This window comes from Paenarthrobacter aurescens (assembly GCF_025421775.1).
Lineage (GTDB): Bacteria > Actinomycetota > Actinomycetes > Actinomycetales > Micrococcaceae > Arthrobacter > Arthrobacter aurescens_B.
The window spans coordinates 61,076-83,726 of record NZ_JAOEFX010000008.1; the positions used below are offsets into that span (position 1 = coordinate 61,076).

The 22,651-nt window shown below is 63.8% G+C and carries 19 protein-coding genes; 15 read left to right on the forward strand and 4 right to left on the reverse strand.

Going from position 1 to position 22,651, the window contains the following annotated elements; genetic code table 11:
• Positions 1-16: 16 nt before the first annotated feature.
• Positions 17-409: a RidA family protein gene (locus N7568_RS16835; RefSeq protein ID WP_261610941.1), complete on the forward strand. Its 393-nt coding sequence runs from the start codon at positions 17-19 to the stop codon at positions 407-409.
• Between the two features lie 70 nt (positions 410-479).
• On the opposite strand, the gene N7568_RS16840 is transcribed toward N7568_RS16835, so the two are convergent.
• Both N7568_RS16840 and N7568_RS16845 read right to left on the reverse strand, forming a co-directional pair.
• The gene (locus N7568_RS16840; protein WP_261610942.1) at positions 480-1,139 is read right to left on the reverse strand and encodes a response regulator; all 660 of its coding nucleotides are present in this window, start codon (positions 1,137-1,139) and stop codon (positions 480-482) included.
• Positions 1,132-2,826 carry a sensor histidine kinase gene (locus N7568_RS16845; protein ID WP_261610943.1) on the reverse strand — a complete coding sequence of 565 codons (1,695 nt, stop codon included), beginning with the start codon at positions 2,824-2,826 and terminating at the stop codon, positions 1,132-1,134. The genes N7568_RS16840 and N7568_RS16845 overlap by 8 nt, the downstream gene beginning before the upstream one ends.
• A gap of 198 nt (positions 2,827-3,024) precedes the next feature.
• Here N7568_RS16845 and N7568_RS16850 point away from each other — a divergent pair, with 198 nt between their 5' ends.
• The 5 genes from N7568_RS16850 (at position 3,025) to N7568_RS16870 (ending at position 9,119) form a co-directional block, all read left to right on the forward strand.
• Positions 3,025-4,527 (forward strand): CitMHS family transporter, encoded by a 1,503-nt coding sequence (locus N7568_RS16850; protein WP_261610944.1) that lies wholly within the window; start codon positions 3,025-3,027, stop codon positions 4,525-4,527.
• 598 nt (positions 4,528-5,125) lie between these two features.
• On the forward strand, positions 5,126-5,422 hold the full coding sequence (gatC, locus tag N7568_RS16855) for an Asp-tRNA(Asn)/Glu-tRNA(Gln) amidotransferase subunit GatC (protein WP_089594284.1): 297 nt from the start codon (positions 5,126-5,128) through the stop codon (positions 5,420-5,422).
• 4 nt (positions 5,423-5,426) lie between these two features.
• Positions 5,427-6,980: an Asp-tRNA(Asn)/Glu-tRNA(Gln) amidotransferase subunit GatA gene (gene gatA, locus N7568_RS16860; protein WP_261610945.1), complete on the forward strand. Its 1,554-nt coding sequence runs from the start codon at positions 5,427-5,429 to the stop codon at positions 6,978-6,980.
• Positions 6,980-8,488 carry an Asp-tRNA(Asn)/Glu-tRNA(Gln) amidotransferase subunit GatB gene (gene gatB, locus N7568_RS16865; RefSeq protein WP_089594286.1) on the forward strand — a complete coding sequence of 503 codons (1,509 nt, stop codon included), beginning with the start codon at positions 6,980-6,982 and terminating at the stop codon, positions 8,486-8,488. Before gatA ends, gatB begins: the two co-directional genes overlap by 1 nt.
• Before the next feature lie 73 nt (positions 8,489-8,561).
• Complete coding sequence (locus tag N7568_RS16870; RefSeq protein WP_261610946.1) at positions 8,562-9,119, forward strand: DUF5666 domain-containing protein; 558 nt, start codon at positions 8,562-8,564, stop codon at positions 9,117-9,119.
• Positions 9,120-9,136: 17 nt separating this feature from the next.
• On the opposite strand, the gene N7568_RS16875 is transcribed toward N7568_RS16870, so the two are convergent.
• Positions 9,137-10,150, reverse strand: a complete 1,014-nt coding sequence (locus N7568_RS16875; RefSeq protein WP_261610947.1) for a formylglycine-generating enzyme family protein — start codon at positions 10,148-10,150, stop codon at positions 9,137-9,139.
• Positions 10,151-10,466: 316 nt separating this feature from the next.
• On the opposite strand from N7568_RS16875, the gene N7568_RS16880 reads away from it, so the two are divergent.
• From N7568_RS16880 to N7568_RS16900, 5 genes are all read left to right on the forward strand, one after another.
• The gene (locus N7568_RS16880) at positions 10,467-11,501 is read left to right on the forward strand and encodes an ABC transporter permease (protein WP_261610948.1); all 1,035 of its coding nucleotides are present in this window, start codon (positions 10,467-10,469) and stop codon (positions 11,499-11,501) included.
• A gap of 42 nt (positions 11,502-11,543) precedes the next feature.
• Complete coding sequence (locus N7568_RS16885) at positions 11,544-12,467, forward strand: carbohydrate ABC transporter permease (RefSeq protein WP_231339495.1); 924 nt, start codon at positions 11,544-11,546, stop codon at positions 12,465-12,467.
• Between the two features lie 81 nt (positions 12,468-12,548).
• The gene (locus tag N7568_RS16890; protein ID WP_261610949.1) at positions 12,549-14,207 is read left to right on the forward strand and encodes a sugar ABC transporter substrate-binding protein; all 1,659 of its coding nucleotides are present in this window, start codon (positions 12,549-12,551) and stop codon (positions 14,205-14,207) included.
• Positions 14,208-14,311: 104 nt separating this feature from the next.
• Complete coding sequence (locus tag N7568_RS16895; protein WP_261610950.1) at positions 14,312-15,364, forward strand: LacI family DNA-binding transcriptional regulator; 1,053 nt, start codon at positions 14,312-14,314, stop codon at positions 15,362-15,364.
• Positions 15,365-15,390: 26 nt separating this feature from the next.
• Positions 15,391-16,575 (forward strand): Gfo/Idh/MocA family protein, encoded by a 1,185-nt coding sequence (locus N7568_RS16900; protein ID WP_261610951.1) that lies wholly within the window; start codon positions 15,391-15,393, stop codon positions 16,573-16,575.
• A gap of 10 nt (positions 16,576-16,585) precedes the next feature.
• Here the strand turns inward: N7568_RS16900 and N7568_RS16905 are convergent, their stop codons facing one another.
• The gene (locus N7568_RS16905) at positions 16,586-17,524 is read right to left on the reverse strand and encodes a LysR family transcriptional regulator (protein WP_261610952.1); all 939 of its coding nucleotides are present in this window, start codon (positions 17,522-17,524) and stop codon (positions 16,586-16,588) included.
• A 108-nt stretch (positions 17,525-17,632) separates the two neighbouring features.
• Here N7568_RS16905 and tdh point away from each other — a divergent pair, with 108 nt between their 5' ends.
• From tdh to hutI, 4 genes are all read left to right on the forward strand, one after another.
• Positions 17,633-18,679, forward strand: coding sequence for an L-threonine 3-dehydrogenase (gene tdh / locus N7568_RS16910; protein WP_026547146.1), 1,047 nt, complete (start codon positions 17,633-17,635; stop codon positions 18,677-18,679).
• Between the two features lie 47 nt (positions 18,680-18,726).
• On the forward strand, positions 18,727-19,920 hold the full coding sequence (locus N7568_RS16915; RefSeq protein ID WP_261610953.1) for a glycine C-acetyltransferase: 1,194 nt from the start codon (positions 18,727-18,729) through the stop codon (positions 19,918-19,920).
• Between the two features lie 381 nt (positions 19,921-20,301).
• The gene (locus tag N7568_RS16920; RefSeq protein ID WP_261610954.1) at positions 20,302-21,399 is read left to right on the forward strand and encodes an NAD(P)/FAD-dependent oxidoreductase; all 1,098 of its coding nucleotides are present in this window, start codon (positions 20,302-20,304) and stop codon (positions 21,397-21,399) included.
• An 11-nt stretch (positions 21,400-21,410) separates the two neighbouring features.
• Positions 21,411-22,649: an imidazolonepropionase gene (hutI, locus tag N7568_RS16925; RefSeq protein WP_306422985.1), complete on the forward strand. Its 1,239-nt coding sequence runs from the start codon at positions 21,411-21,413 to the stop codon at positions 22,647-22,649.
• Positions 22,650-22,651: the final 2 nt, after the last annotated feature.

Here is a 22,651-nt window from a genome sequence, read left to right on the forward strand (position 1 = left end):
ACAGGAAAGGCGCGGCATGCGCAAGACATTCGGCACGGGTTCGGTCTGGGAGCAGACCCTTGGATACTCCCGCGCAGTCCAGGTGGACAACACCCTCTTCATTTCAGCTACGGCAGCCAGCGGGGTCGTTGACGGTCAACCGGGGATTGTCGGCGACGACTTCTACTCGCAGACCAAGTACATCCTCGAGAAGCTCGGCGCTGTCCTCGAAGAAGCGGGCTTCTCCTACGAGGACGTGGTCCAGTCCAAGCTGTACCTGACGGACATCAGCAAGTGGGAAGACGCCGGCCGCGCGCACGGTGAGGTGTTCGGCGAAATCCGTCCCACCCTGGCCCTGGTTCACGTCTTGCCGTTCCTGGATCCCGAAATGCTCGTAGAGATCGAACTCGTAGCCCAGAAGTCCGCGTAGCGCACCCAACTGAGTCGCATTTGTGCGCGTTGGGAGTCGTCAGAACGCGCCCAAATGCGATCTGCTTGGGCTAGCCCGGGACGCCGTAGCGGTGTTCCGGGCGACCCGTGCTTCCGTAGCGCAGTTGGATCTCGACGGCGCCATCGTCCGCGAGCGAGGACAGGTACCGTTGCGCTGTGGCGCGGGAAACGCCCACCCTCTCCGCGACCTCGGCCGCGGAGTATTGCTCGCCGGGGAGCAACGATTCCAGGACAGCCGCTTCCGTGGCGGACCGGGGTTTGGCGGAGGGAGTGACATCGCCTGGAATCAAGGAGCGCTTGGCGCGTTCAATGGTTGTCTGGTCCACGGCGGTTTGCTGTCCGAGGATCCGGCGATATCGCGCATAAGACCTCAGTTGCTGGGACAAGGACTCCGCGGTGAAGGGCTTGAGCATGTACCCCAGGGCGCCGCGGCGCAGGGCTACCTTGATGGACTGCGCGTCGGAGGCAGCAGTCAGCATGACGGCATCGACGTCCAGCTGACCCAGCAAGTCCAGGCCGGAACCGTCCGGCAAGTACACATCAAGCAACACCAGGTCCGGGCGCAGGCTGTGGATCGCCTGCAACGCCTGGGAGACCGAGCCTGCCGGAGCCAAGGCCATGAAACCGGCCACTGAATCCACATAGGCAGCATGCAGTCTTGCCACGTGGAAATCGTCATCCACGATCAATACCCTCAAGTCTTCAGCCACTGTGGTCCTCTCTCGATGTAGAGCGGGCATCTGCATCGGCTGAATCCATGACGCCCGGGATGGTCGCCATGAATACGGCGCCCGGCCCGCCTTCGCTGCCTGGCTCCAGGAGGCGGACATCTCCACCCCGGCGCCGCGCAAGCTGCCTTACCAAAGCCAGCCCCAAACCTTGCCCAGCCCCCGAGCGTACCGGTTGTTCCGACGTCGTGAATCCCTCGGCGAAGACCTCCTCGGGTTCCAGTCTCCCCAAACCGTCGCCGGAGTCGCCCACCACGATGTGCAGGGTGCCGCCGTTGTGGTCAGTGAAGTCGTCCAGCAGCTCAACTTCCACCCACCGTTCCGTGGCGGAACCGGCGACGGCGGCACTCACCGCGTTGTCTATGAGGTTGCCGAGCACTGTGGTGACGTCCTGCGGATCGGCCACGTGTCCCCGGACCAGTGTTTCGGGCCCGATGCGGAGGGCGACGCCGCGCTCCGATGCCTCCACGCTCTTGGCGCCAACAAAGGCCTGGAGATACGTGTCCTGGAGGAGTTCGGCCTGCTCCACGGGGAACTTCAATGGTCCCGTAGCGGAGATCCGGGCCAGGTACTCCTTGGCGGAGTCGTACTGTCCGATGCTCATGAAACCGGCGATGGTGTGGAGCTGGTTGGCGAACTCGTGGCGTTGTGCGCGGAGGGCCGTGGACATGGTTCCCACGGCATCCAGCTGGCGGGTCAGTTGCTGCAGCTCAGTGCGGTCGCGCAGCATGACCACCCACCCGAGGTCCTCCTGCCGGTGCCACGCCTTGCGCGCGCTGGCCACCAGAACGCGTCCGCCCGCCACTATTTCGACGGCCTCCGCGTCACGGGCTGCCGGCTGCGTGAGCTGCTTGAGCTGTTCAGGGACAGCTGCGGAAGCCCAGTCCTGTCCGGTGGCATCGGGCATGTCCAGGAGCCTTGCTGCGGCTGCATTGAAGACCGAGATGCGGCCATCCGCGGCGATGCCGACCACTCCGTCATCCACGCCTTGGAGTACTGCCACTTGGTCGTGGACCAGAGTGCTGATTTCCTCCGGTTCCAAGCCGAGCGTTAGCCGCTGCAACCTGTGCCGGAGCAGGAAGGACGCGAGCACGCCTGCGAGCAGCGCGCCGCCGGCGGTGAGTGCAATGGGCACAATGTCACGTGCCAGGCTCTTGCTGAGGGACTCCACGGAATAGCCGACGCTGACTTCGCCAACAATCGTGTCAGAGCTGTCCGGCGCGTACACCGGTACTTTCGCGCCTGCCGAGGGTCCCAGTGTCCCGGTGTTCCGCGTCGTGATTTCTTCGCCGCCGAGTGCCACGGAGGGGTCCGTGCTGACCCGTTCCCCGAGCCGTGCGGTCTCGGGGTGGGCAAGGCGCAGGCCGGTTTCGTCCGTGATGACCACAAACAAGGCGCCGGTACGCACCCGCACCGCCTCGGCCGCAGCCTGCAGGGGACCCGCGGCGAGGACATCCGGGGGAGGCGTTCCCTCTTCCTTGCTGATCTCTTGGACGCGGGCCCGGATATCCGGATCCGCGGCGACCGTCCTGGCCAGTGTGAGCGCTTGGTTTTCGGCTTCGGTGCCGATCCGTTCGTAGACCAGCCAGCCGTGGACAACGCCGCTGAGCAGCACCACCAAGAGGACAACGCCCAGCTGGAGGAGGAGGGTTTGGGTGGAGAAACGCATACTTACCCTGCTGAATCGTGGCACCCTTGCTCCTTTCCTCCAGCTCCATTGAAGCACTGAGCACAATGCGCAAAACGTTCGCAACGAGCAGTATTCCCAACAATTCCCGGAAACCCCGGCCAGTGACGGGCGCCACCATATCGTCTGTAGTGCGCATCACACCGACGTGGCGCCATTCACAGTAGTAAGGAGCCGGCCGTGCTGGTTTTGCTTGGATTCGCAATGATTGCGGTATTCATGGTCCTGATCATGACCAAAAAATTGACGCCCGTTCTGGCGCTGATCATCGTCCCCACCGTCTTTGGCCTATTCGCCGGGGCAGGCCTCGGAATCGGCGACATGGTGATGGACTCAATGAAGTCCATGACATCCACGGCCGCGCTCCTCATGTTCGCCATCATCTACTTCGGCCTGATGATCGACGTCGGACTGTTCGACCCCCTGGTGAAGTTCATCCTGCGCAAGCTGGGTAACGACCCCGCCAAGGTTGTCCTCGGCACCGCGATCCTCGCCGCGGCAGTCTCCCTGGACGGCGACGGCTCCACCACCTTCATCCTCACCACTGCCGCCATGCTCCCGGTGTACCTGCGACTCAAGATGAGCCCCGTGGTCCTCACCTGCGTCGCGGGCCTCGCCAACGGCACCATGAACATCCTCCCTTGGGGCGGTCCCACCGCCCGCGCAGCCACCGCGCTGCACCTCGATGTCAACGACGTCTTCGTCCCCATGGTCCCGTCCCTCATCGTTGGCCTCATCGTGGTCCTGGTCTTCGCCTGGCTGCTCGGCCTGCAGGAACGCAACCGCCTCCGCACCACTGCCCCCGAAATTTGGGGCGACGTCGCCGATCCTGCAGAAGCGTTCGACGGCGGCACCGGCCACGGCGGTTCAGTCGCCGCGGGCTCGGGCTCGGGTTCAGGCTTCGGCGCCGGCCGCTTCGGCTTTGGCCGCAACGGCTCCACCGCAGGCAAGCCGGGAACCGGCGGAGGATCCGGCGTCGCAGTTCTCGAAGACCCTGCCACCCTGGTGGACGACCACGACACCGCCATGGCGGACACCGCACTGGACCCCAACCGCTCCACCCTGCGTCCCCAGCTGTTCTGGTTCAACCTTGGCCTGACCGTCGCCGTCATGGCCGTCCTGGTGGCCAACATCGTGCCGCTGCCGTTCGTCTTCATGGTGGGCTCCGCGATCGCCCTGCTGGTCAACTTCCCCAAGGTCAAGGACCAGGGCGCCCAGCTGATCGCGCACGCACCGTCCATCGTCGCGGTGGTCAGCATGGTCATGGCAGCCGCAGTCCTCACCGGCGTCCTCAACGGCACCGGCATGGTCAAGGCAATGTCCGAGTGGCTCGTCCAGATCATCCCCGCCGACATGGGTCCGTTCATGGCAGTCATCACCGGCCTGCTCAGCATCCCGATGACGTTCTTCATGAGCAACGACGCTTTCTACTTCGGCGTCCTGCCGGTCCTGTCCGAAACCGCAGCCCACTACGGCGTCGACGCAGCAGACATGGCCCGCGCCTCCATCACCGGCCAGCCCTTCCACCTGCAAAGCCCGTTGGTCCCGGCCATCCTCCTGCTGGTATCCCTGGCCAAGGTTGACCTGGGCGACCACCACAAAAAGGTCCTGTGGCGCACGGCAGTCGTCTCGATCGTCATGCTGGCAGTCGGTGTCCTGACCGGAGCCATCGGCATCGGCTAACCTGCCGCGCAGCACCCCAACCCGGGTGCGCCGCAGGCGCAAACCGGCCCAAGCATCCTCCCGGGGGCGGTCTGAAATGGCCGCCCTCGGGAGCAAAAGGACCCAGACATCCTCCGGAGGGCGGCCCGAAGCGGCCGCCCTCCGCGTGCTCGCTCGTCCCTCGCTTAGACGCACGCTTCCGGGCACCCGCTTCAGCCCGCGCAGCACCCGGATGCCTTGTTCGTTCCGTGTGAAGGGCCACCCGCTTCATTCCGCGCAGCGAAGAAAGTCCCATCCCGCGTTCCGATCAAGCCCACCCAGCCCACGTCCCCAACCCAACGGGAAAGCAAAGTGCAAATGGTCCGCTCAGCCGTCTTTGTGGTTGGGTCCCGAAGTGGGGTGGGTGCCGACCGCAAGGTGAGATGGGCAATAGGCGGCGGCCGGAGACATCCTGCCGGTCGCGTCTAAGCGAGGAACGAGCGAGCGACCAAAGGATCGTCTGCGGCAAGCCGCCGAAGTCGACCACAGCCACCCCGGCGGGCGGCAGCCCGCGTACGGCGGCACACCCAAGACAAGTAGACTGGTTCGGAAAACCATTTGAACTTTGCAGGGGAGATCCATGGCTGCGATCAACCGTGACGACGTCGCGCATCTTGCGCGTCTGGCTCACATTGAAATGAGTGCCGAAGAACTGGACAGGATGGCTGTTGAGCTTGCTGTCATCGTGGATTCGGTGAAGAGCGTGAGCGAAGCTGCGGGGGATGATGTCCCGGCGACGTCGCACCCGATTCCGTTGACCAACGTGTTCCGTGAGGACGTTGTGGGCCACACGTTCACGGCTGAGCAGGCATTGTCCGGCGCTCCGGATGCTTACGAGAACCGTTTCAAGGTCCCGGCAATCCTGGATGAGGGCTAATCACATGACTGAACTGAAAAACGAACTCATACGCCACTCCGCTGCCGATCTCGCTGCGAAGCTTGCTGCCCGTGAGGTTACCGCCGTTGAGGTAACGCAGGCGCACCTTGACCGCATTGCGGACGTTGACGGCCAGGTTAACGCGTTCCTGCACGTCAACAGCGAAGAGGCTTTGGCTGTTGCGGCCGAGGTTGACGCTGCCCGTGCTGCCGGCGGCGCTGCTGCTGAAGAACTGCATGCCCTTGCTGGTGTGCCGATTGCGGTCAAGGACCTCATCGTGACGATTGGCCAGCCGACGACGGCTGGTTCGAAGATTCTCGAGGGTTGGCACAGCCCGTACGACGCCACTGTGGTGAAGAAGCTGCGCGCGGCCAAGATGCCGATCCTGGGTAAGACCAACCTGGATGAATTCGCCATGGGCTCCTCCACGGAGCACTCGGCGTACGGGCCCACCCGCAACCCGTGGGACCTGGACCGCATTCCCGGTGGTTCGGGCGGTGGCTCCGCTGCCGCCGTCGCCGCTTTTGAAGCGCCGCTGGCGCTCGGTACCGATACCGGTGGCTCCATCCGCCAGCCGGGTGCCGTCACCGGAACCGTTGGCGTGAAGCCGACGTACGGTGCGGTGTCCCGTTACGGCGCCATTGCCATGGCGTCGTCGCTGGACCAGATCGGCCCGGTTTCCCGAACGGTGCTGGACTCGGCCTTGCTGCAGGAAGTCATCGGCGGCCACGATCCGTTTGACTCCACGTCACTCACCGATCCGTTCAATGACCTTGTTGCTGCGGCCCGCGTGGGCAACGTGGCCGGCATGAAGATCGGAATCGTCAAGGAACTTCACGGCGAGGGCTACCAGGCCGGCGTCGAGAACCGTTTCAACGAGTCCCTTCAGCTGCTGAAGGATGCCGGTGCTGAAATCGTCGAGGTTTCCTGCCCCAACCTGAAGTACGCCCTGGGTGCGTACTACCTGATCATGCCGTCCGAGGTGTCCAGCAACCTGGCCAAGTTCGACGGTGTCCGCTTCGGCATGCGCGTACTGCCCAAGGATGGTCCCATGACCATCGAGCGCGTCATGGGTGCTACCCGCGCCGCCGGCTTCGGTGACGAGGTCAAGCGACGCATCATCCTGGGTACCTACGCACTGAGCGCTGGCTACTACGACGCTTACTACGGCTCCGCGCAGAAGGTCCGCACTCTGATCCAGCGCGACTTCGACGCCGCGTTCGCCAAGGCCGATGTCCTGATCTCCCCGACGGCGCCCACCACGGCGTTCAAGCTGGGGGAGAAGCTGGACGATCCGCTGGCAATGTACTTGAACGACGTCGCAACCATCCCGGCCAACCTGGCTGGTATCCCTGGTCTGTCCCTCCCGGGCGGACTCGCTGACGAGGATGGGTTGCCCGTTGGGATCCAGTTGCTGGCTCCGGCCCGCCAGGATGCCCGCCTGTACCGCGTGGGTGCGGTCCTCGAAACCATGCTTGAAGAGAAGTGGGGTGGCCCGATGCTTGCGCAGGCGCCTGAGCTTTCATCAGCTTCAACCACCGCCGGAGGTTCCAACTAATGTCCGTCGACGCAACCCTGAGCTTCGAAGAGGCCATGGAGAAGTACGATCCCGTCCTGGGGTTTGAGGTCCACGTGGAGCTCAACACCAAGACCAAGATGTTCTCCTCCGCGCCGAACGTGTTTGGTGACGAGCCGAACACCAACGTCAACGAGGTTGACCTGGGCATGCCCGGCGTTCTTCCGGTGGTGAACAAGACGGCTGTGGAGTCTTCCATCAAGATCGGCCTTGCCCTGAACTGCAAGATCGCCGAATCCTGCCGCTTTGCCCGGAAGAACTACTTCTACCCGGACACCCCCAAGAACTTCCAGACCTCGCAGTACGACGAGCCGATCGCCTACGACGGTTACCTCGACATCGAGCTGGAGGACGGCACGGTCTTCCGCGTGGAGATCGAACGCGCCCACATGGAGGAAGACGCCGGCAAGCTGACCCACATGGGTGGCGCCGCGGGCCGCATCCAGGGTGCCGACTACTCGCTGGTGGACTACAACCGTTCGGGTGTGCCGCTTGTGGAGATCGTCACCAAGCCGATTGAGGGCGCGGGCAGCCGTGCGCCTGAGCTGGCCAAAGCGTACGTCGCTGCTGTTCGCGAGATCGTGAAGAACCTTGGTGTTTCCGATGCCAAGATGGAGCGCGGAAACGTCCGTTGCGACGCCAACGTTTCCTTGCGCCCGCACGGCCGTGAGCGCTTCGGCATCCGTTCGGAAACCAAGAACGTGAACTCGTTGCGCGCCGTCGAGCACGCCGTCCGCTATGAAATCCAGCGCCACGCTGCCGTCCTGGATTCCGGCGAGCCGGTCATCCAGGAGACACGCCACTGGCACGAGGACACGCGTTCGACGACGTCGGGCCGGCCCAAGTCCGATGCTGACGATTACCGCTACTTCCCGGAGCCGGACCTGGTTCCCGTCGTCGCGTCCCGTGAGTGGGTGGAGGAGCTCCGCGCTACCCTTCCCGAGCCGCCGGCCGAGCGCCGGAAGCGCCTCAAGGAAGCTTGGGGCTACTCGGACTTGGAGTTCCGTGACGTGGTGAACGCCGGTGTCATGGACTCCATTGAGGAGACCATTGCAGCAGGAGCGTCCGCAGATGTTGCCCGTAAGTGGTGGATGGGTGAGATCGTTGGCCGCGCCAAGGTGGCCGACGTCGATCCTTCCGAGCTGGGCGTCACTCCGCAGGTCATCGTCGAGCTGAACAAGCTCGTCGAAGACGGCAAGATCAACAACAAGATGGCCACCCAGGTCCTGGACGGCGTCCTCGCCGGCGAAGGAACCCCGGCGGAGATCGTCGAGAAGCGCGGCCTTGCGGTTGTGTCCGACGACGGTCCCCTCCTGGAAGCCATCGACGCCGCACTCGCAGCGCAGCCGGACGTCGCGGAGAAGATCCGTGGCGGCAAGGTCCAGGCCATCGGTGCGATTGTTGGCGGCGTCATGAAGGCCACCCGTGGCCAGGCAGACGCAGGCCGCGTCCGCGAGCTGATCCTGGAGAAGCTCGGCGTAGAAGGCTAAGTCCCGCTTCAAGCATCACAGTAGGCCGCAGTTTTTACTGCGGCCTACTGTGCTTTGGGCGCACAATGGATGCATGGCCACTCTCAAACCAGGCCTTCGTAAGGGCCTCCTTGCCGGCGGGATCGCCGTCGCACTGACCGGCGGCGGGGCCGCTGCTGTGTGGGCGGGCACCCAACCCAGCCCCTCGCCGTCGAGCCCTTCCGCTTCAACCGGCCCGTCCGAGTCCGCGAAGGCCCCATCCACCGAGGGCCGTGGCCGGGCAATCCATGGCGAGCACGTCGTCAAGCAACAGGACGGGAACTACCGAACAGTCGTCACGCAAGTCGGAACCATCGAGTCCGTCAGCGACTCCGAAGTGACAGTGAAGAGCGAGGACGGCTTTGCCCAGCGGTATGTGGTCAATGCGGAGACGCGGATCGCCAAGGTGCCTGCTGATACATCGGATCTGAGGAATGGCAGGGGCCGGCCCACGCTGCCGTCTGCCACGGCTGCCGACCTCAAGCCTGGCGACACGGTGCGCATCAGTGGGACGAAGGACGGCGATACCGTCACGGCTACCAGGGTGGTATCGGGCGAGTTACCTGCGGGCCTCAAAGGCGGCCACGGGCACAGGGGCCACGGGCCCAAGTAAGCTGCAGCGCCAATCAGTCAGAGGGCCACAGTCCTGAATCCGAGGTTGCCGCTGGCCGAGTCCGGTGTGTTGGAGCTGCGTGCTGCGAGGCGGTAGCGGTTGCAATAGGAGTCGTGGCACAGGTACGAGCCGCCGCGCATCACCCTGCCGCGGCCAATCGTGGGCCCCTGGGGGTCTTCGACGGTTCCTGCTGCCAGGCACGTTTTGTAGTACTTGGGCAGGAACCAGTCGCTGCACCATTCCCACACGTTCCCGCTGGTCTGGTACAGGCCGTAGCCATTGAGGGTAAAGGAACGCGTGGGTGCCGTGGTGAGGTAGCCGTCGCCCAGATCGTTCCGGACCGGGAATTCGCCTTGCCAGATGTTGCAGTTGTGGGCAGCCTCGCCTGGCTCATCGTTGTGCAGTTCGTTGCCCCAGGGGTACCTCTGGCCGGGTAGTCCGCCCCGGGCCGCATATTCCCATTCGGCTTCAGTGGGGAGCCGACGGCCGGCCCACTCGCAGTAGGCCAGGGCATCGTTGTGCGACACATGGGTTACGGGGTGGTCCGGGATGTCCGTCCAGTGGGAGAGCGGTCCTGCAGGGTGTGCCCAGTCTGCTCCACGGACGTTGAGCCACCACGGCACGTTGTTGACACGGTTGAGGATGTCCTGCTTGGCGGCTTTGACGGCCAGATGGAACACAGCTGACGTTCCGAAGAGTTCCGACTCGGTGCGGTAGCCGGTGGCGTCCACGAACGCCGCGAAATCCGCGTTGCTGACGGTGGTGGCGCTGATCCGGAAACCTGAAATGGACACGTGGTGCACTGGAGACTCGCCGTCAGCTTCATAGCCCTCGCCGAAGGGGTCGCCCATCGCGAAGGTCCCGGCGGGGATCTCGACGTCGTTGTGCTGAACTGCTTGTGCGGCCCCCTTCCCGGAAGGCTCGACGCCGGTGCTCCCCTCCGCGTGTCCGCCCACCGCGCGCAGGGGGAGCGTCATCCCCGACGTCGCGTGTTCCCGGGCGCCGGCGCCCGGGCTACAGCAATCTGCCACGTAGACCCCTTTTTCGTTCCAGCCAGGTCGTTCCAGCTTGTTCGTTCCAGCTTGTTCGTTCCACGTTGTGTGTTCCAAACCCTGCATTAATTGTGCCGTGCCGCTCGCGTAGTCCCGAGCCAATCGTCCGAAATGACCTCCAGATCCACATCCTACGGGGCTGGCAACCCCATGGAAGTGATGAAAGCTGATTTCTGCGGCCAGTTTCGATCATGATCTTGCAAAAAGAGATCCGGGTCACTTATGGTTTGTTAAACGGTTAACGAGCGTGGCTTGAATCACATTGGTGATTCGGCTCAGCACTTGAGGAGACAGCATGAACTCGACGACGGAACAGGCTCCGGCATTGCCCGAAGCTCGCCGAGTCCCGGCCCGGGCGGGTGGGAAGGCCGCCGGATCCGGTCCGAAGAAGCGGAAGGGAAGCAAGCCCCCGCAGCAGAGTTTCCGGTCCCGTCTGCGACGCGACAAGCAGATGCTCCTGATGATGGTCCCGGGCGTAGCCTTCCTGCTGCTGTTCTTCTACATCCCCATCCTGGGCAACGTCATCGCGTTCCAGGACTACCAGCCCTACCTGGGCATCGGTGACAGCCTGTGGGTCGGCTGGCAGAACTTCGTGGACCTGTTCGGCAATCCGGACTTCGTCCACGCGTTCTGGAACACCCTGTACCTGGCCGCCTGGCAGTTGGTCTTCCTGTTCCCGGTGCCGCTGGTGCTGGCACTGATTGTGGACTCCCTGATCAGTACCCGGGTCCGGCGGATCTTCCAAAGCATCGCTTACCTCCCGCACTTCCTGTCCTGGGTTTTGGTGATCGCGTTCTTCCAGCAGATGCTGGGCGGTGCAGGATTCGTCAACAACCTGCTCCGGGACTGGGGGATGGACCCCATACCCTTCATGACCAATCCGGAGACTTTCCCCGTCATGGTGGTCGTCCAGATGATCTGGAAAGACGCCGGCTGGGCCATGATCATCTTCCTGGCAGCTCTTGCCAGCATCGACGCCTCGCTCTACGAAGCTGCAGCGGCTGACGGTGCCGGACGCTGGCGCCGGATGTGGCACATCACCCTCCCAGGCCTGAGGCCCGTGATTGTCCTCCTGTTGATCCTGCGCATCGGCGACATCCTCTCGGTTGGCTTTGAGCAGTTCATCCTGCAGCGTGACGCTGTGGGCGCTGGAGCCGCGGAAGTGCTGGACACCTTCACTTACTACACCGGCGTAGTGGGAGGCGGCTGGAGTTCAGGTGCCGCAGCCGGCCTTGCGAAGGGCGTGGTCAGCGCGCTGCTGATCTACGGCGCCAACAAACTTGCCCACCGCTTCGGCGAAGACGGAATCTTCGCAAAACAAGTGCGCTGAAAGCCCCGCTGACCCGCGCGCCTGCCGCACAAGGAGAACCCCATGGCAACAACACTTTTCGCTAGAAAACCCCGGGAACTGACGTACAACCCCAAGCGCCCGGTGTGGAAGGAAAAGCCTTCCGCCCTGTACCAAACGGTCAAGGCAGTGGTCCTGATCGTGTTCAGCCTGTCCATTCTGACGCCCATCCTCCTGGTGGTCTCAACGTCGCTGGCTGACACTGAGCAACTCGTGAAGGCGGGAGGTTTTGTCCTGTGGCCGGAACGTCCCACGCTGGAGGCCTACGCCACCATCTTCAAAGGCCCCATGGTGCTGCAGTCACTCGGCGTGAGCATGTTGGTCACGGCGGTGGGCACCATCCTGGCCCTGTTCGTGACCATCACCATGGCCTATGCCACCAGCCGCACCGTCTTGTTCGGGCGTCCGGTGATCCTCGCGGTCCTGTTTACGCTCCTGTTTGCACCGGGCCTGATCCCGTCCTTCCTGATGATCCGCCAGCTCGGACTGCTTGACTCCCTCTGGTCGCTGATCCTTCCGGGCATCTTCGGAGCATTCAACTTCGTGGTGATGCGCTCGTTCTTCATGAACATTCCGGGTGAATTGATCGAAAGCGCCAGGATCGACGGCGCCAACGACTGGCAGATCCTGTGGCGCATCGTGATGCCGCTGTCCAAAGCCGTGATCGCCGTCGTCGGGCTGTTCTACGCCGTCGGTTTCTGGAACTCATTCTTCAACGCCCTGCTCTACATCAACGATCACAGCAAATGGCCCATCCAGTTGCTGCTCCGCAACTTCGTGGTCCAGGGCAGTGGTGCAGCTGACCAGCTGGGCATCACCACCACGCCGCCACCGCAGTCCATCCAAATGGCCGTGGTCGTCGTGGCGCTCGTCCCGATCCTGATGGTCTACCCGTTCCTCCAAAAGCACTTTGCCAAGGGCGTCATTACCGGGGCAGTCAAGGGCTAGTCCCGCCCCAAAGCCCACAATCCCAAGCCCAAACACCCAAAACCCCCAGAGATGAAGCAAGTAACCAGAAAGGGTTATGCCATGACGAGCACTACCTCTCAGGCTGGATTCAGCCGCCGCGGTTTCCTTGGCCTCGCAGGCCTGGCCGTGACCGCTGCAGGCTTGTCCGCCTGCGGTGGTGGCGGAGCCGCAAGCAACGGAGGCGCCGCTGCCTCCGCTTCGGTCAAACTGCCCACGTACAAGGAATTCACTGGTGTTACCCCGGACATCGCGGGCAACGCCAAAGGCCTCCAAGCCGGCTACTTCAAGCTGCCCACCGCTGTGCAGTCCGTGAAGGCCCCGCCGCTCAAGGGCAAGGTCACCGGCCTGACCGAAACGTTCGACACCATGAGCCCCGGCCTGAAGGACAACCCCTTCTGGCAGCGGCTCAATGCCAAACTCGGCGGCGACCTGGAGCTCCAGATCGCCGAAGACATCGGAGACGGCTACCCGGCCAAGTTCGCCACCGTCCTGGCCAGCAACGACCTCCCGGACATGATGTGGGTTCCGCCGAACCAGGGTATTCCCAACGTCGGACCCATGCTTGAGGCCAAGTTCCAGGACCTGACGCCCTACCTCTCCGGTGACGCCGTCCTGGAGTACCCCAACCTGGCCGCACTCAAGCCCGATTCCTGGAAGACCGCCGTCGTGAACGGCAAGATCTGGGGAGCTCCCATCCCGAGTACCCCCTTCGGCCAGGTGTACCTGGGCAACCACGACATGTGGGCCAAGGTGGGCGGATTTGAAGCAAGCAGTGCTGACGAATTCCTGGAGAAGGCCAAGGAGCTGACCCGCCCGGGTGACCAGCAGTACGCGCTGGAACCGGCCTACATCAACGCCCTCCACATGGTCACCGAATGGTTTGGCGCCCCGAACAGCTGGGCTGTCAACAAGGACCGGACCCTGACCCACCTGTACGAAACCGATGAATACATGGCCGGCGTGGAGTTCACGGCCAAGATGTTCGCAGCCGGCGTGTTCTATCCGGACTCCAAAGCAACCGACATCCGCTCGCGCGTCGCCAACGGCAGCGTGGCCGCCCAGGTTGTGGTTGGCCCGCATGACATCCGCAGCTACCGTGCCCTGAACAAGACCGCCCAGTTCGACGTCCTCATTCCGTTCAGTGCCGACGGCAAGGTCAAGCCCGTATACGACATGGGCTACGGAACGGTGGGCTTCACCCCGTTCAAGAAGGCCGATGAGGGCAAGATCCGCGAACTGCTCTCGCTCATCAACTACCTGTCGGCGCCGTTCGGCACGGTGGAGTACATGCAGAAGAACTTCGGCGAGCTCGGCCAGGACTACACAATCGACGGCTCCGGGAACCCGGCGCGTACCGAAACGGGAACCACCAACGCCCCCGGACTGGTGTCGGCGTTGAACATCATGTCCAGCCCGGAAAACGTCATCTTCAACCCCGGTTTCGACGACGACACCCGCTACGTGAGCCAGCAGGAGGAGAAGCTCCTCGAGTTCGCATGGCGCAACCCCACCAACGGTTCTTACTCGGACACCAACGCCAAGGTGGGCGCCAAGATCACCAAGCAGCTGCGCGACAAGGTGGTGGACATCATCACCGGCCGCGCCAAGATCGACGAGCTCAAGGATGCGGTCAAACGCTGGAAGAGCGAAGGCGGCGACAAGATGCGCGACGAGTACCAGGCCGCGTTGGACCCCAACGTACCGGTATTCAGGAGCTAGCCTCAAACCAACAACGGACCAAACCAACAACGGACCAAACCAACACCGGACCAGTCCAACAACGAACCAACGCGTCAACACAAAGAACACCAGCAGGGGGAACCATGGCAAAAGCGAGCACCACCGGAATCCGGCCCACCATACGTATGGTGGCCGAGTTGGCGGGAGTTTCCACGGCCACGGTTTCCTATGTGCTGTCGGGGCGCCGCGGCGATGGCGGACCCGGGGTGTCGGATCCGACGGCGGAGAAGGTCAAGGCGGCTGCGGAACGGCTCGGGTACCGCCCCAACCAGGCGGCCCGCGCCATCCGGACCGGCCGGACCAATACGGTCATCCTGTCGCTGACCATGTTGTCCGATCCTTGGTCGTTGTCCGTCATTGAAGCAGTGCAGAGGGCGGCCGTCCCGTTGGGGATCACGCCAATGATCCTGGGCGACGCCGATTGGGTGAAAGTGCTCGGAACGCACAACGCCGACGCCGTCTTCGTGGACGCAGTCCGGCCCGACCAGCGGGACGCACTGCGCCAGCTGGCAGAGCATGGGACCACGCTGGTGGTCTTTGACGAAGAGGTAAAAGCGGAGGGCTTCGACGTCATCCGGTCCATTGCGGGGCCAGGCTGCCGCATGGCCGTGGAGCACCTGCTCCACGGCCACGCGAGGATCGCTTGTTTGACGCCTGCAACGGCAGCGGGCACTTCCGGCGGTACCCGTTACCGCGCGTACTCGGAGGCTTTGGCGGATGCGGGGATCCCGGAACGGGACGACTACGTGGGGTTGTTTGATGGCACCAGCGCCGGGGCGTACGCGGCGGCAACCCGGCTGCTCAGCCTTCCGGACCGGCCTACCGCCATCTACGCCACCACCGATTACGCGGCTGTCAGCGCCATTAATGCCGCCCAGCGCCTGGGCCTGGCCGTTGGCACCGACGTGGACATCATCGGCGTGGGCAACACCGTGGAAGGTGAGCGGATGTCACCATCGCTGAGCACCGTGGGTCCCGTCGATTTCTTCGACAAACTCGCCCGGGTTCTCTTGAGGCGGGCCACAGGTCCGGCCGGCACGGCTGCGACGGAGCAACCCGGCGTCCTCGACTTTCCCTGGCACTTGTTCGTGCGCGAATCGGCGCCGCACCGCAGCGCCGCAACCAGACTTTACTAGGAACCAGAAGAAGGAAATAGCACACCATGGAAAAGGATTTGAAGGTCGGCATCGTAGGTTTCGGCCTGCGTTCAGGGCTTTGGAAACACGCCCATAAGCCGGGCCAGGGCTCCGAGGTCACCATTGTTTGCGACCTCAGTGAACGAGGCCGGGCGGACGCGGCAGAGCGCATTCCTACGGCCCGGGTCACGGACGATCTTGAGGAACTGCTGGCCAGCGGCCTGGACGCCGTCCTGGTCCTGACCCCCGATAACCAGCACGCCGCCGTCGCGGTCCGTACGCTCAAGGCGGGCATCCCCACCTTCTGCGAGAAGCCGCTCGACATCACTGTGGAGGCTGCGGACTTGATCCTTAAGACGGCCTACGAAACCGGCACTCGCTTGTACGTCGGCCACAATATGCGGCACATGCCGGTGGTCGTCCAGATGCGCCAGCTCATCGAGGAAGGCCGCATTGGAGATGTTAAGGCCGTGTGGTGCCGCCACTTCGTCGGTCACGGCGGTGACTACTACTTCAAGGACTGGCATGCGCAGCGCGCCAATGTCACCTCTCTGCTGCTCCAAAAAGGTGCGCACGACATCGATGTGATCCACTGGCTTGCCGGTGGCTACACCAAGCGGGTTGCCGCCGTCGGCGATCTTGCTGTCTACGGTGACGTCGCCAACCGGAGCAACAATGCCGGCAAGCGCATGGGGGATTGGTTCTCCATGGACAACTGGCCGCCCACTGAGCAGAAGGACCTCGCGGAGGTGATCGACGTCGAGGACATCTCCATGATGAACATGGTCCTCGACAACGGCGTCCTGGCCTCTTACCAGCAGTGCCACTTCACGCCTGATTATTGGCGCAACTACACGGTGATCGGCACCAAGGGCCGGATCGAGAACCTCGGCGACGGTCCCGGCGAAACCATCAACGTGTGGACCAGCCGGACGTCAGGCTATGCAGTGCCCGACGAGGTCATTACCATCCAGGACGGCGAAGGCGGCCACGGCGGCGCGGATCCCCGCCTGATCGAGGAATTCCTGCGGTTCGCCTCCGAAGGCGGCCAGACCCAGACCAGCCCCATCGCCGCGCGCCAAGCAGTAGTGGCCGGCATCCTCGCAGCCGAATCGCTGCGCGGGGACGGCTCGGCCCGCGAGGTTCCGGAACTCCCTGAGGAGCTGGTGGCGTACTTCGATGCGGGCCAGCCCGCCTTGGTCCGCGACTGACCGTCCGCGGTTAGCGGGGGCTGGATAGCTCGATAAGCTCGGTCATGACGGTTTGAAGTGACTCGCAAACCGTCATGACCGATTTCCTTTTAAGGGTCTCCGGCCGGGCCAGGATGTCGATCTTGCGCACGGAATTCACGCCGGACAGCGGACGCAACACCACTCCGGCATCCAACACGCGGCGCGCTGTGAACCGCGGCAGCAGCCCGATCGCCCCGCCCGCGGAAACCAACGCCGCAACGGTCGAATAGTCGTTGATCCGGTGCAGCACCTCGGCCGGCCGTCCGCTGACGGCAACGACGGCGGCCAACACGTCCGCGGGGGAGTAGCCATCGCGGCTGGTCACCCAGGATTCACCCACGACGTCGGATGGCTCCAGTTCGCGCCGGGATGCCAGCGGGTGCTTGGCTGGCAAGGCGATGTCCAACGGCTCGTCGGCAAGCGGAATAACCGCCACTTTGTCTTCAGGCCACTGTGGGCTGTTGTCCATCCGGTGCGCCAAAACAAGGTCGTACCGGGCAGCCAACCCCGGGAAATCCTCCTGGGCCACGTCCTCATCGGAGAGGCGCAGACGCGGCGACTTTCCGCCGTCGGACGCTGTCCCGGATGCCAACAACGCTGCCAACGGCGCGAACAGCGCCTGTCCCGCACTGTGGAAAGCGCTCACGCTGACCGGCGCGTCGGGAGCATCGTGGTACGCGCCGATCGCTGCCCGCGCATCTGCCATGGCATTCACGACGGCGGCGCCAGCCTCGGCGAGTACGCGGCCGGCGTCGGTCAGCACCAACGCCCGGCCTTCCTTGCGCGTCAACGGCACGTCCACGGACTTCTGGAGCAGTGCGAGCTGTTGGGAAACGGCGGAAGGCGTGACCATCAGCGTTTCGGCCACAGCCTTGACGCTGCCCAGGTCGCCCAGTTCCCGAAGCATCTGCAACTGATGAATTTCCATTAGCAAATACTAAATCGTTGATTGAGAAGATTCTAGTTGTGCTAAATCGTGGGCGGGGCTTCAATGGACTCAGCAGCATTGAAGCAGCCCCAGCCAGTGAGGAATCCCATGAAGGCTCTCTACAAATCCGGTCCGCACGCAGGGTTCGAACTCGTCGAACGTCCCGAGCCGGAAGCAGGCCCCAGCGACGTCAAGATCCGAGTGATGACCACGGGTATCTGCGGTACCGACCTCCACATCCAAAGCTGGGATGCCTGGGCCCAAGGCATCATCGAAACGCCACTCATCGCAGGCCACGAGTTCTACGGCGAAGTAGTGGAAATCGGCGAGGACGTCCGCGACGTCAAGGTGGGGGACCGGGTCTCCGGCGAAGGCCACGTTGTCTGCGGAATCTGCCGTAACTGCCGTGCCGGCCGCCGCCAGATGTGCATCCACACCGTCTCCGTCGGCGTGCAGCGCGATGGTGCTTTCGCTGAATACGTCGTCATTCCGGAAACCAACGTCTGGGTCCACCACGATGAATCCGTCACCCCGGAACTCGGTGCCATCTTCGATCCCTTCGGCAACGCCGTCCACACCGCACTGAGCTTCCCGCTGGTTGGCGAAGACGTCCTGATCACCGGTGCCGGTCCCATCGGACTCATGGCCATCGCCGTCGCCCGCCACGCAGGCGCCCGCAAGATCGCCATCACGGACGTCTCTGCTCCGCGACTCGAGCTGGCCCGCCAGATGGGCGTTGACCTGGCCGTCGACGTCTCCAAGATGCGCGTCCGCGACGCCCAGCAGGAACTGGGGATGCGCGAAGGGTTCGATATCGGCCTGGAAATGTCGGGACACCCCACCGCCCTGCCTGAGATGATCGACAACATGAACCACGGCGGACGCATCGCCATGCTCGGCCTTCCCAGCCAGTCCATCGACATCGACTGGGGCAAGGTGGTCACGCACATGCTCACGCTCAAGGGCATTTACGGCCGTGAGATGTTTGAGACCTGGTACGCCATGAGCGCCATGCTGTCCTCCAACCCCGTCCTGCACCGCAACATCTCCGCGGTAGTCACCGACAAGCTCTCTGCCAAGGACTGGGAGAAGGGCTTCGAAATCGCCCGGAACGGTACCGGCGGCAAAGTGGTCCTCGACTGGACTGAACTGTAGCCGGACCTGAACTGCACCCGGCCCCCTCAACCTTAGGAGCACCCCTTATGTACTCAGCCATCAAAGACCAGCTGCAGGGCGAACTCGACGAGATCCGCAGCGCCGGCCTCTTCAAGACCGAACGGCACATCGATTCACCGCAGGCAAGCCACATCGCCGCGGGCCAGCTCGGCCAGCCCGCCAACAAGGTCCTGAACTTCTGCGCCAATAACTACCTGGGCCTGGCCGATCACCCGGACATCATCGCCGCAGCCAAGTCCGCCATGGATGAGCGCGGCTTCGGCATGGCTTCCGTGCGGTTCATCTGTGGCACGCAGGACCTGCACCTGGAACTCGAGACGCGTGTCTCCACGTTCCTGGGCACCGAGGACACCATCTTGTTCTCCAGCTGCTTCGATGCCAACGGCGGCGTGTTCGAATCCCTGTTCGGCCCTGAGGACGCCATCATCTCGGACTCCCTCAACCACGCGTCCATCATTGACGGCATCCGCCTCAGCAAGGCCAAGCGCTTCCGCTACGCCAACCAGGACATGGCAGACCTTGAGGCCAAGCTGGTGGAGGCTGAGGGTTCCCGCCGGAAGATCATCGTCACGGACGGCGTCTTCTCCATGGACGGCTACCTTGCGCCACTCGAAGCTATCTGCGACCTCGCGGAAAAGCACGACGCCCTGGTCATGGTGGACGACTCCCACGCAGTCGGTTTCATGGGCCCCACCGGTGCCGGAACCCCTGAGCACGCGGGTGTTTCGGAGCGCGTGGACATCTACACCGGCACCTTTGGCAAGGCCCTCGGAGGTGCCTCGGGTGGCTACGTTTCCGGCCGCGGCGAGATCGTCGCCATGCTTCGCCAGAAGGCGCGCCCGTACCTGTTCTCCAACTCCCTCGCGCCGGCCATTGTTGCTGCCACCATCAAGGCGATCGAACTGGTCCAGGAATCCGGTGAACTCCGTACCCGCCTCTTTGAGAACGCAGCACTGTTCCGTCGCCGCATGAGCGAGGAAGGATTCGAGCTCCTCGACGGCGAACACGCCATCATCCCCGTGATGTTCGGTGATGCCGTGGTAGCTGCCAAGGTTGCCGACGAGATGCTCAACAACGGCGTTTTCGTCACGGCCTTCAGCTTCCCCGTGGTCCCCAGAGGTGCAGCCCGGATCCGCGTCCAGCTTTCCGCCGCTCACAGCGCGGACGACGTCGAAGCCTGCGTTCAGGCGTTCGTGAAGAGTCGCGCCGCGGTCGCCTGACCCTCTCTCACCTCCCGCTCGTTTTGGTCGCACGCTCTCTCACTTTCTTCACGAAAGTGAGAGAGCGTGTGCGTTAAAGGGCTGCTTTATGAGAGAGCGTCTTCAGCTCGTTGCGCGCGAGGTACAGCGCGGACGACGTCGGAGCGTGTGTTCAGGCGTTCGTGAAGAGTCCCGCCGCCGTCGCCTAACGCTCTCTCACCTTCCGCTCGTTTTGGTCACACGCTCTCTCACCTCCCGCTTGTTTTCGGCCGATCCTCTCTCACTTTCTTGTGGCAAGCGAGAGAGGGTGTGCGTTTAGCGGTTGTTAGGTGAGAGAGCGTCTGTGGGTGACTCGGGTGGAAGCCTGTCGCAGTGGCGACACGGGTCTGACAGGATGGAGCCATGGCTTCGAATTATGACGTGGTAATCGTAGGCGGCGGCATTGGGGGACTGTCCTTGGCGGCGGCCCTCGCGGGCAAGTGCACTGTTGCCCTTGTTGAGGCCGAGCAGTCCCTGGCCTTCCACACGTCGTCGCGTTCCGCCCGGCAACTGATCCCCAGTTACGGTCCGGCAGTGGTGCAGGATCTGACCATTCGAACCCTGAAGATGTTGGCTGCGCGGGATGCCCAGGCAGCGGAGCCGATCCTGACACCCCGCGGTTTTATGTTGGTGGGGGACGAGGACACGGTACGTGCAGAGGCCAGCGGCAATATGCACCCGATCACCCATGAAAAAGCCATGCAGCTGTGCCCCGCGCTAAATCCCGAGTCCTTTACGGCTGCTGGACTGGATAACGGCTCCTTCGGCTGCAACGCCCCGCTGTTGCTCGAGGAACACCGCCGGACGGCCGAAGCCGCAGGCGTGGACATCATCACCGGAGCCAAGGTGCACTCGGCCCAGCGTCTGGGGAGCGGCTGGCAGGTGGGCGCAGGCACCGAAGGGTTCCAGTCCGGCGTCGTGGTTAACGCCGCTGGGGCGTGGGCAGATGAGCTGGCCGTCATCAGTGGTGTGGAGAAGCTGGGGCTGCAGCCGTACCGGCGGACCGCGGCGATTGTTAATGTCGAGAACCCGTTATCGTCGGAAACGCCCATGGTGTGCGCGGCCGATGACACGTTCTACTTCCGCGCTGAGGGCCACCAGGTGCTGATCTCGCCGTCGGAAACTGTGCCGAGCGGAGCGGAGGACGCAAAGCCCTACGCCGGCGACGTGGAGAAACTCATCAATAAGCTCAACGATGTGACAACGCTGGGAATCCATTCAGTGGACCGGGCATGGACCGGCCTCCGGACAGAAGCTGCAGACGGGGTACCGGTGGTGGGATTCGACGCCGAGGCACCCGGTTTCTTCTGGCTGGCCGGACAAGGCGGCTACGGATTCCAGACGTCGTCGGCCATTGCGGAGCTGGCCGCCGCGCTGATCCTCGGCCACGTCACAGCAGACAGTCCGGAATCCCGGACAGCGGAGCAGTTAGCGGCCGTGCGTTGGTCCATCCGGCGCTGAACAATAGGGTCATGAGCGGAATCAGGAACGGGAACAACGGCAGCACAGTCATCACCAACATTGGCGAACTGATGACCCAGGACCTCGAGCGTCGAGTGCTGAAGGATGCCGCCATCGTGATCGAAGGCGAACGGATTTCATGGATCGGCGCTGCCAAAGACGCTCCTGCTGCTGACCACATGGTCGACGCCGAAGGCCGCGCCATCCTGCCTGGTTGGGTGGATTCACACTCCCACCTTGTTTTCGCGGGGGATCGCACCGCGGAGTTCGAGGCCCGCATGGCCGGCGAAAGCTACAGCGCCGGCGGAATCGCCGTCACGACGGGTGCAACCCGCAGCGTCAGCGACGACGAACTCACCCGCCTCGTACGGGACCGCGTGGCCGAGGCGGTCTCGCAAGGAACCACGTACTTGGAGAGCAAGACCGGTTACGGCCTGGACGTCGAGAACGAGGCCCGCAGCGCCCGCATCGCCGCAGCCGAAGTGGACGAGGTCACCTACTTGGGCGCGCACCTGGTCCCGGCAGGCTCTGATCCCGAGGAATACACCGACCTGGTCTGCGGTGCCATGCTCGACGCCGTGCTTCCGTACGTCCGCTGGGCCGACGTGTTCTGCGAGCGGGGCGCCTTTACGGAGGACCAGTCCCGTCGTGTCCTGACGGCGGCCCGGGACGCCGGCTTGGGGCTGAGGGTCCATGGAAACCAGTTGGGCGAGGGGCCCGGCGTAGCGTTGGCCGTGGAGTTCGCAGCTGCAAGTGTGGACCACGTGAACTACCTTTCGGATCAGGACGTCGCGGCGCTCGCGGAAACCTGGACCGCCTGGGACCCAACAACGGGCGTGGGCACCAAAGGCACCGTGGCAACCTGCCTTCCCGCTTGCGACCTTTCAACCCGGCAGCCGCTGGCGCCCGGCCGTGAACTGATCGACGCGGGCGTGCAGATCGCGCTGGCAGCCAACTGCAACCCGGGCACCTCCTACACCAGTTCCATGGCGTTCTGCGTCACAACGGCTGTGCTCCAGATGCGTTTGAGCGTGCACGAGGCCGTCCGGGCGGCGACGTACGGCGGCGCCTTGGCGTTGGGCCGGGAGTCCGGGAACGACGTCGACGGCGAACGGGCGGTGGGTTCGCTCGGCGTCGGCCATCGGGCGGACCTGCACATGCTGAAGGCGCCGTCGGCCACGCACCTGGCGTACCGCCCCGGAATCCCGCTGACACATTCCGTGTGGCGGGCCGGCGTGCGTGCCGTCTGATT

Coding starts and splice junctions, on each gene's coding strand:
- N7568_RS16835 (WP_261610941.1), top strand. CDS start 17: ATGCGCAAGACATTCGGCACGGGTTCGGTCTGGGAGCAGACCCTTGGA.
- N7568_RS16845 (WP_261610943.1), bottom strand. CDS start 2,826: ATGCGTTTCTCCACCCAAACCCTCCTCCTCCAGCTGGGCGTTGTCCTC.
- gatC (WP_089594284.1), top strand. CDS start 5,126: ATGGCTGCGATCAACCGTGACGACGTCGCGCATCTTGCGCGTCTGGCT.
- gatA (WP_261610945.1), top strand. CDS start 5,427: ATGACTGAACTGAAAAACGAACTCATACGCCACTCCGCTGCCGATCTC.
- gatB (WP_089594286.1), top strand. CDS start 6,980: ATGTCCGTCGACGCAACCCTGAGCTTCGAAGAGGCCATGGAGAAGTAC.
- N7568_RS16870 (WP_261610946.1), top strand. CDS start 8,562: ATGGCCACTCTCAAACCAGGCCTTCGTAAGGGCCTCCTTGCCGGCGGG.
- N7568_RS16880 (WP_261610948.1), top strand. CDS start 10,467: ATGAACTCGACGACGGAACAGGCTCCGGCATTGCCCGAAGCTCGCCGA.
- N7568_RS16885 (WP_231339495.1), top strand. CDS start 11,544: ATGGCAACAACACTTTTCGCTAGAAAACCCCGGGAACTGACGTACAAC.
- N7568_RS16890 (WP_261610949.1), top strand. CDS start 12,549: ATGACGAGCACTACCTCTCAGGCTGGATTCAGCCGCCGCGGTTTCCTT.
- N7568_RS16895 (WP_261610950.1), top strand. CDS start 14,312: ATGGCAAAAGCGAGCACCACCGGAATCCGGCCCACCATACGTATGGTG.
- N7568_RS16900 (WP_261610951.1), top strand. CDS start 15,391: ATGGAAAAGGATTTGAAGGTCGGCATCGTAGGTTTCGGCCTGCGTTCA.
- N7568_RS16905 (WP_261610952.1), bottom strand. CDS start 17,524: ATGGAAATTCATCAGTTGCAGATGCTTCGGGAACTGGGCGACCTGGGC.
- tdh (WP_026547146.1), top strand. CDS start 17,633: ATGAAGGCTCTCTACAAATCCGGTCCGCACGCAGGGTTCGAACTCGTC.
- N7568_RS16915 (WP_261610953.1), top strand. CDS start 18,727: ATGTACTCAGCCATCAAAGACCAGCTGCAGGGCGAACTCGACGAGATC.
- N7568_RS16920 (WP_261610954.1), top strand. CDS start 20,302: ATGGCTTCGAATTATGACGTGGTAATCGTAGGCGGCGGCATTGGGGGA.
- hutI (WP_306422985.1), top strand. CDS start 21,411: ATGAGCGGAATCAGGAACGGGAACAACGGCAGCACAGTCATCACCAAC.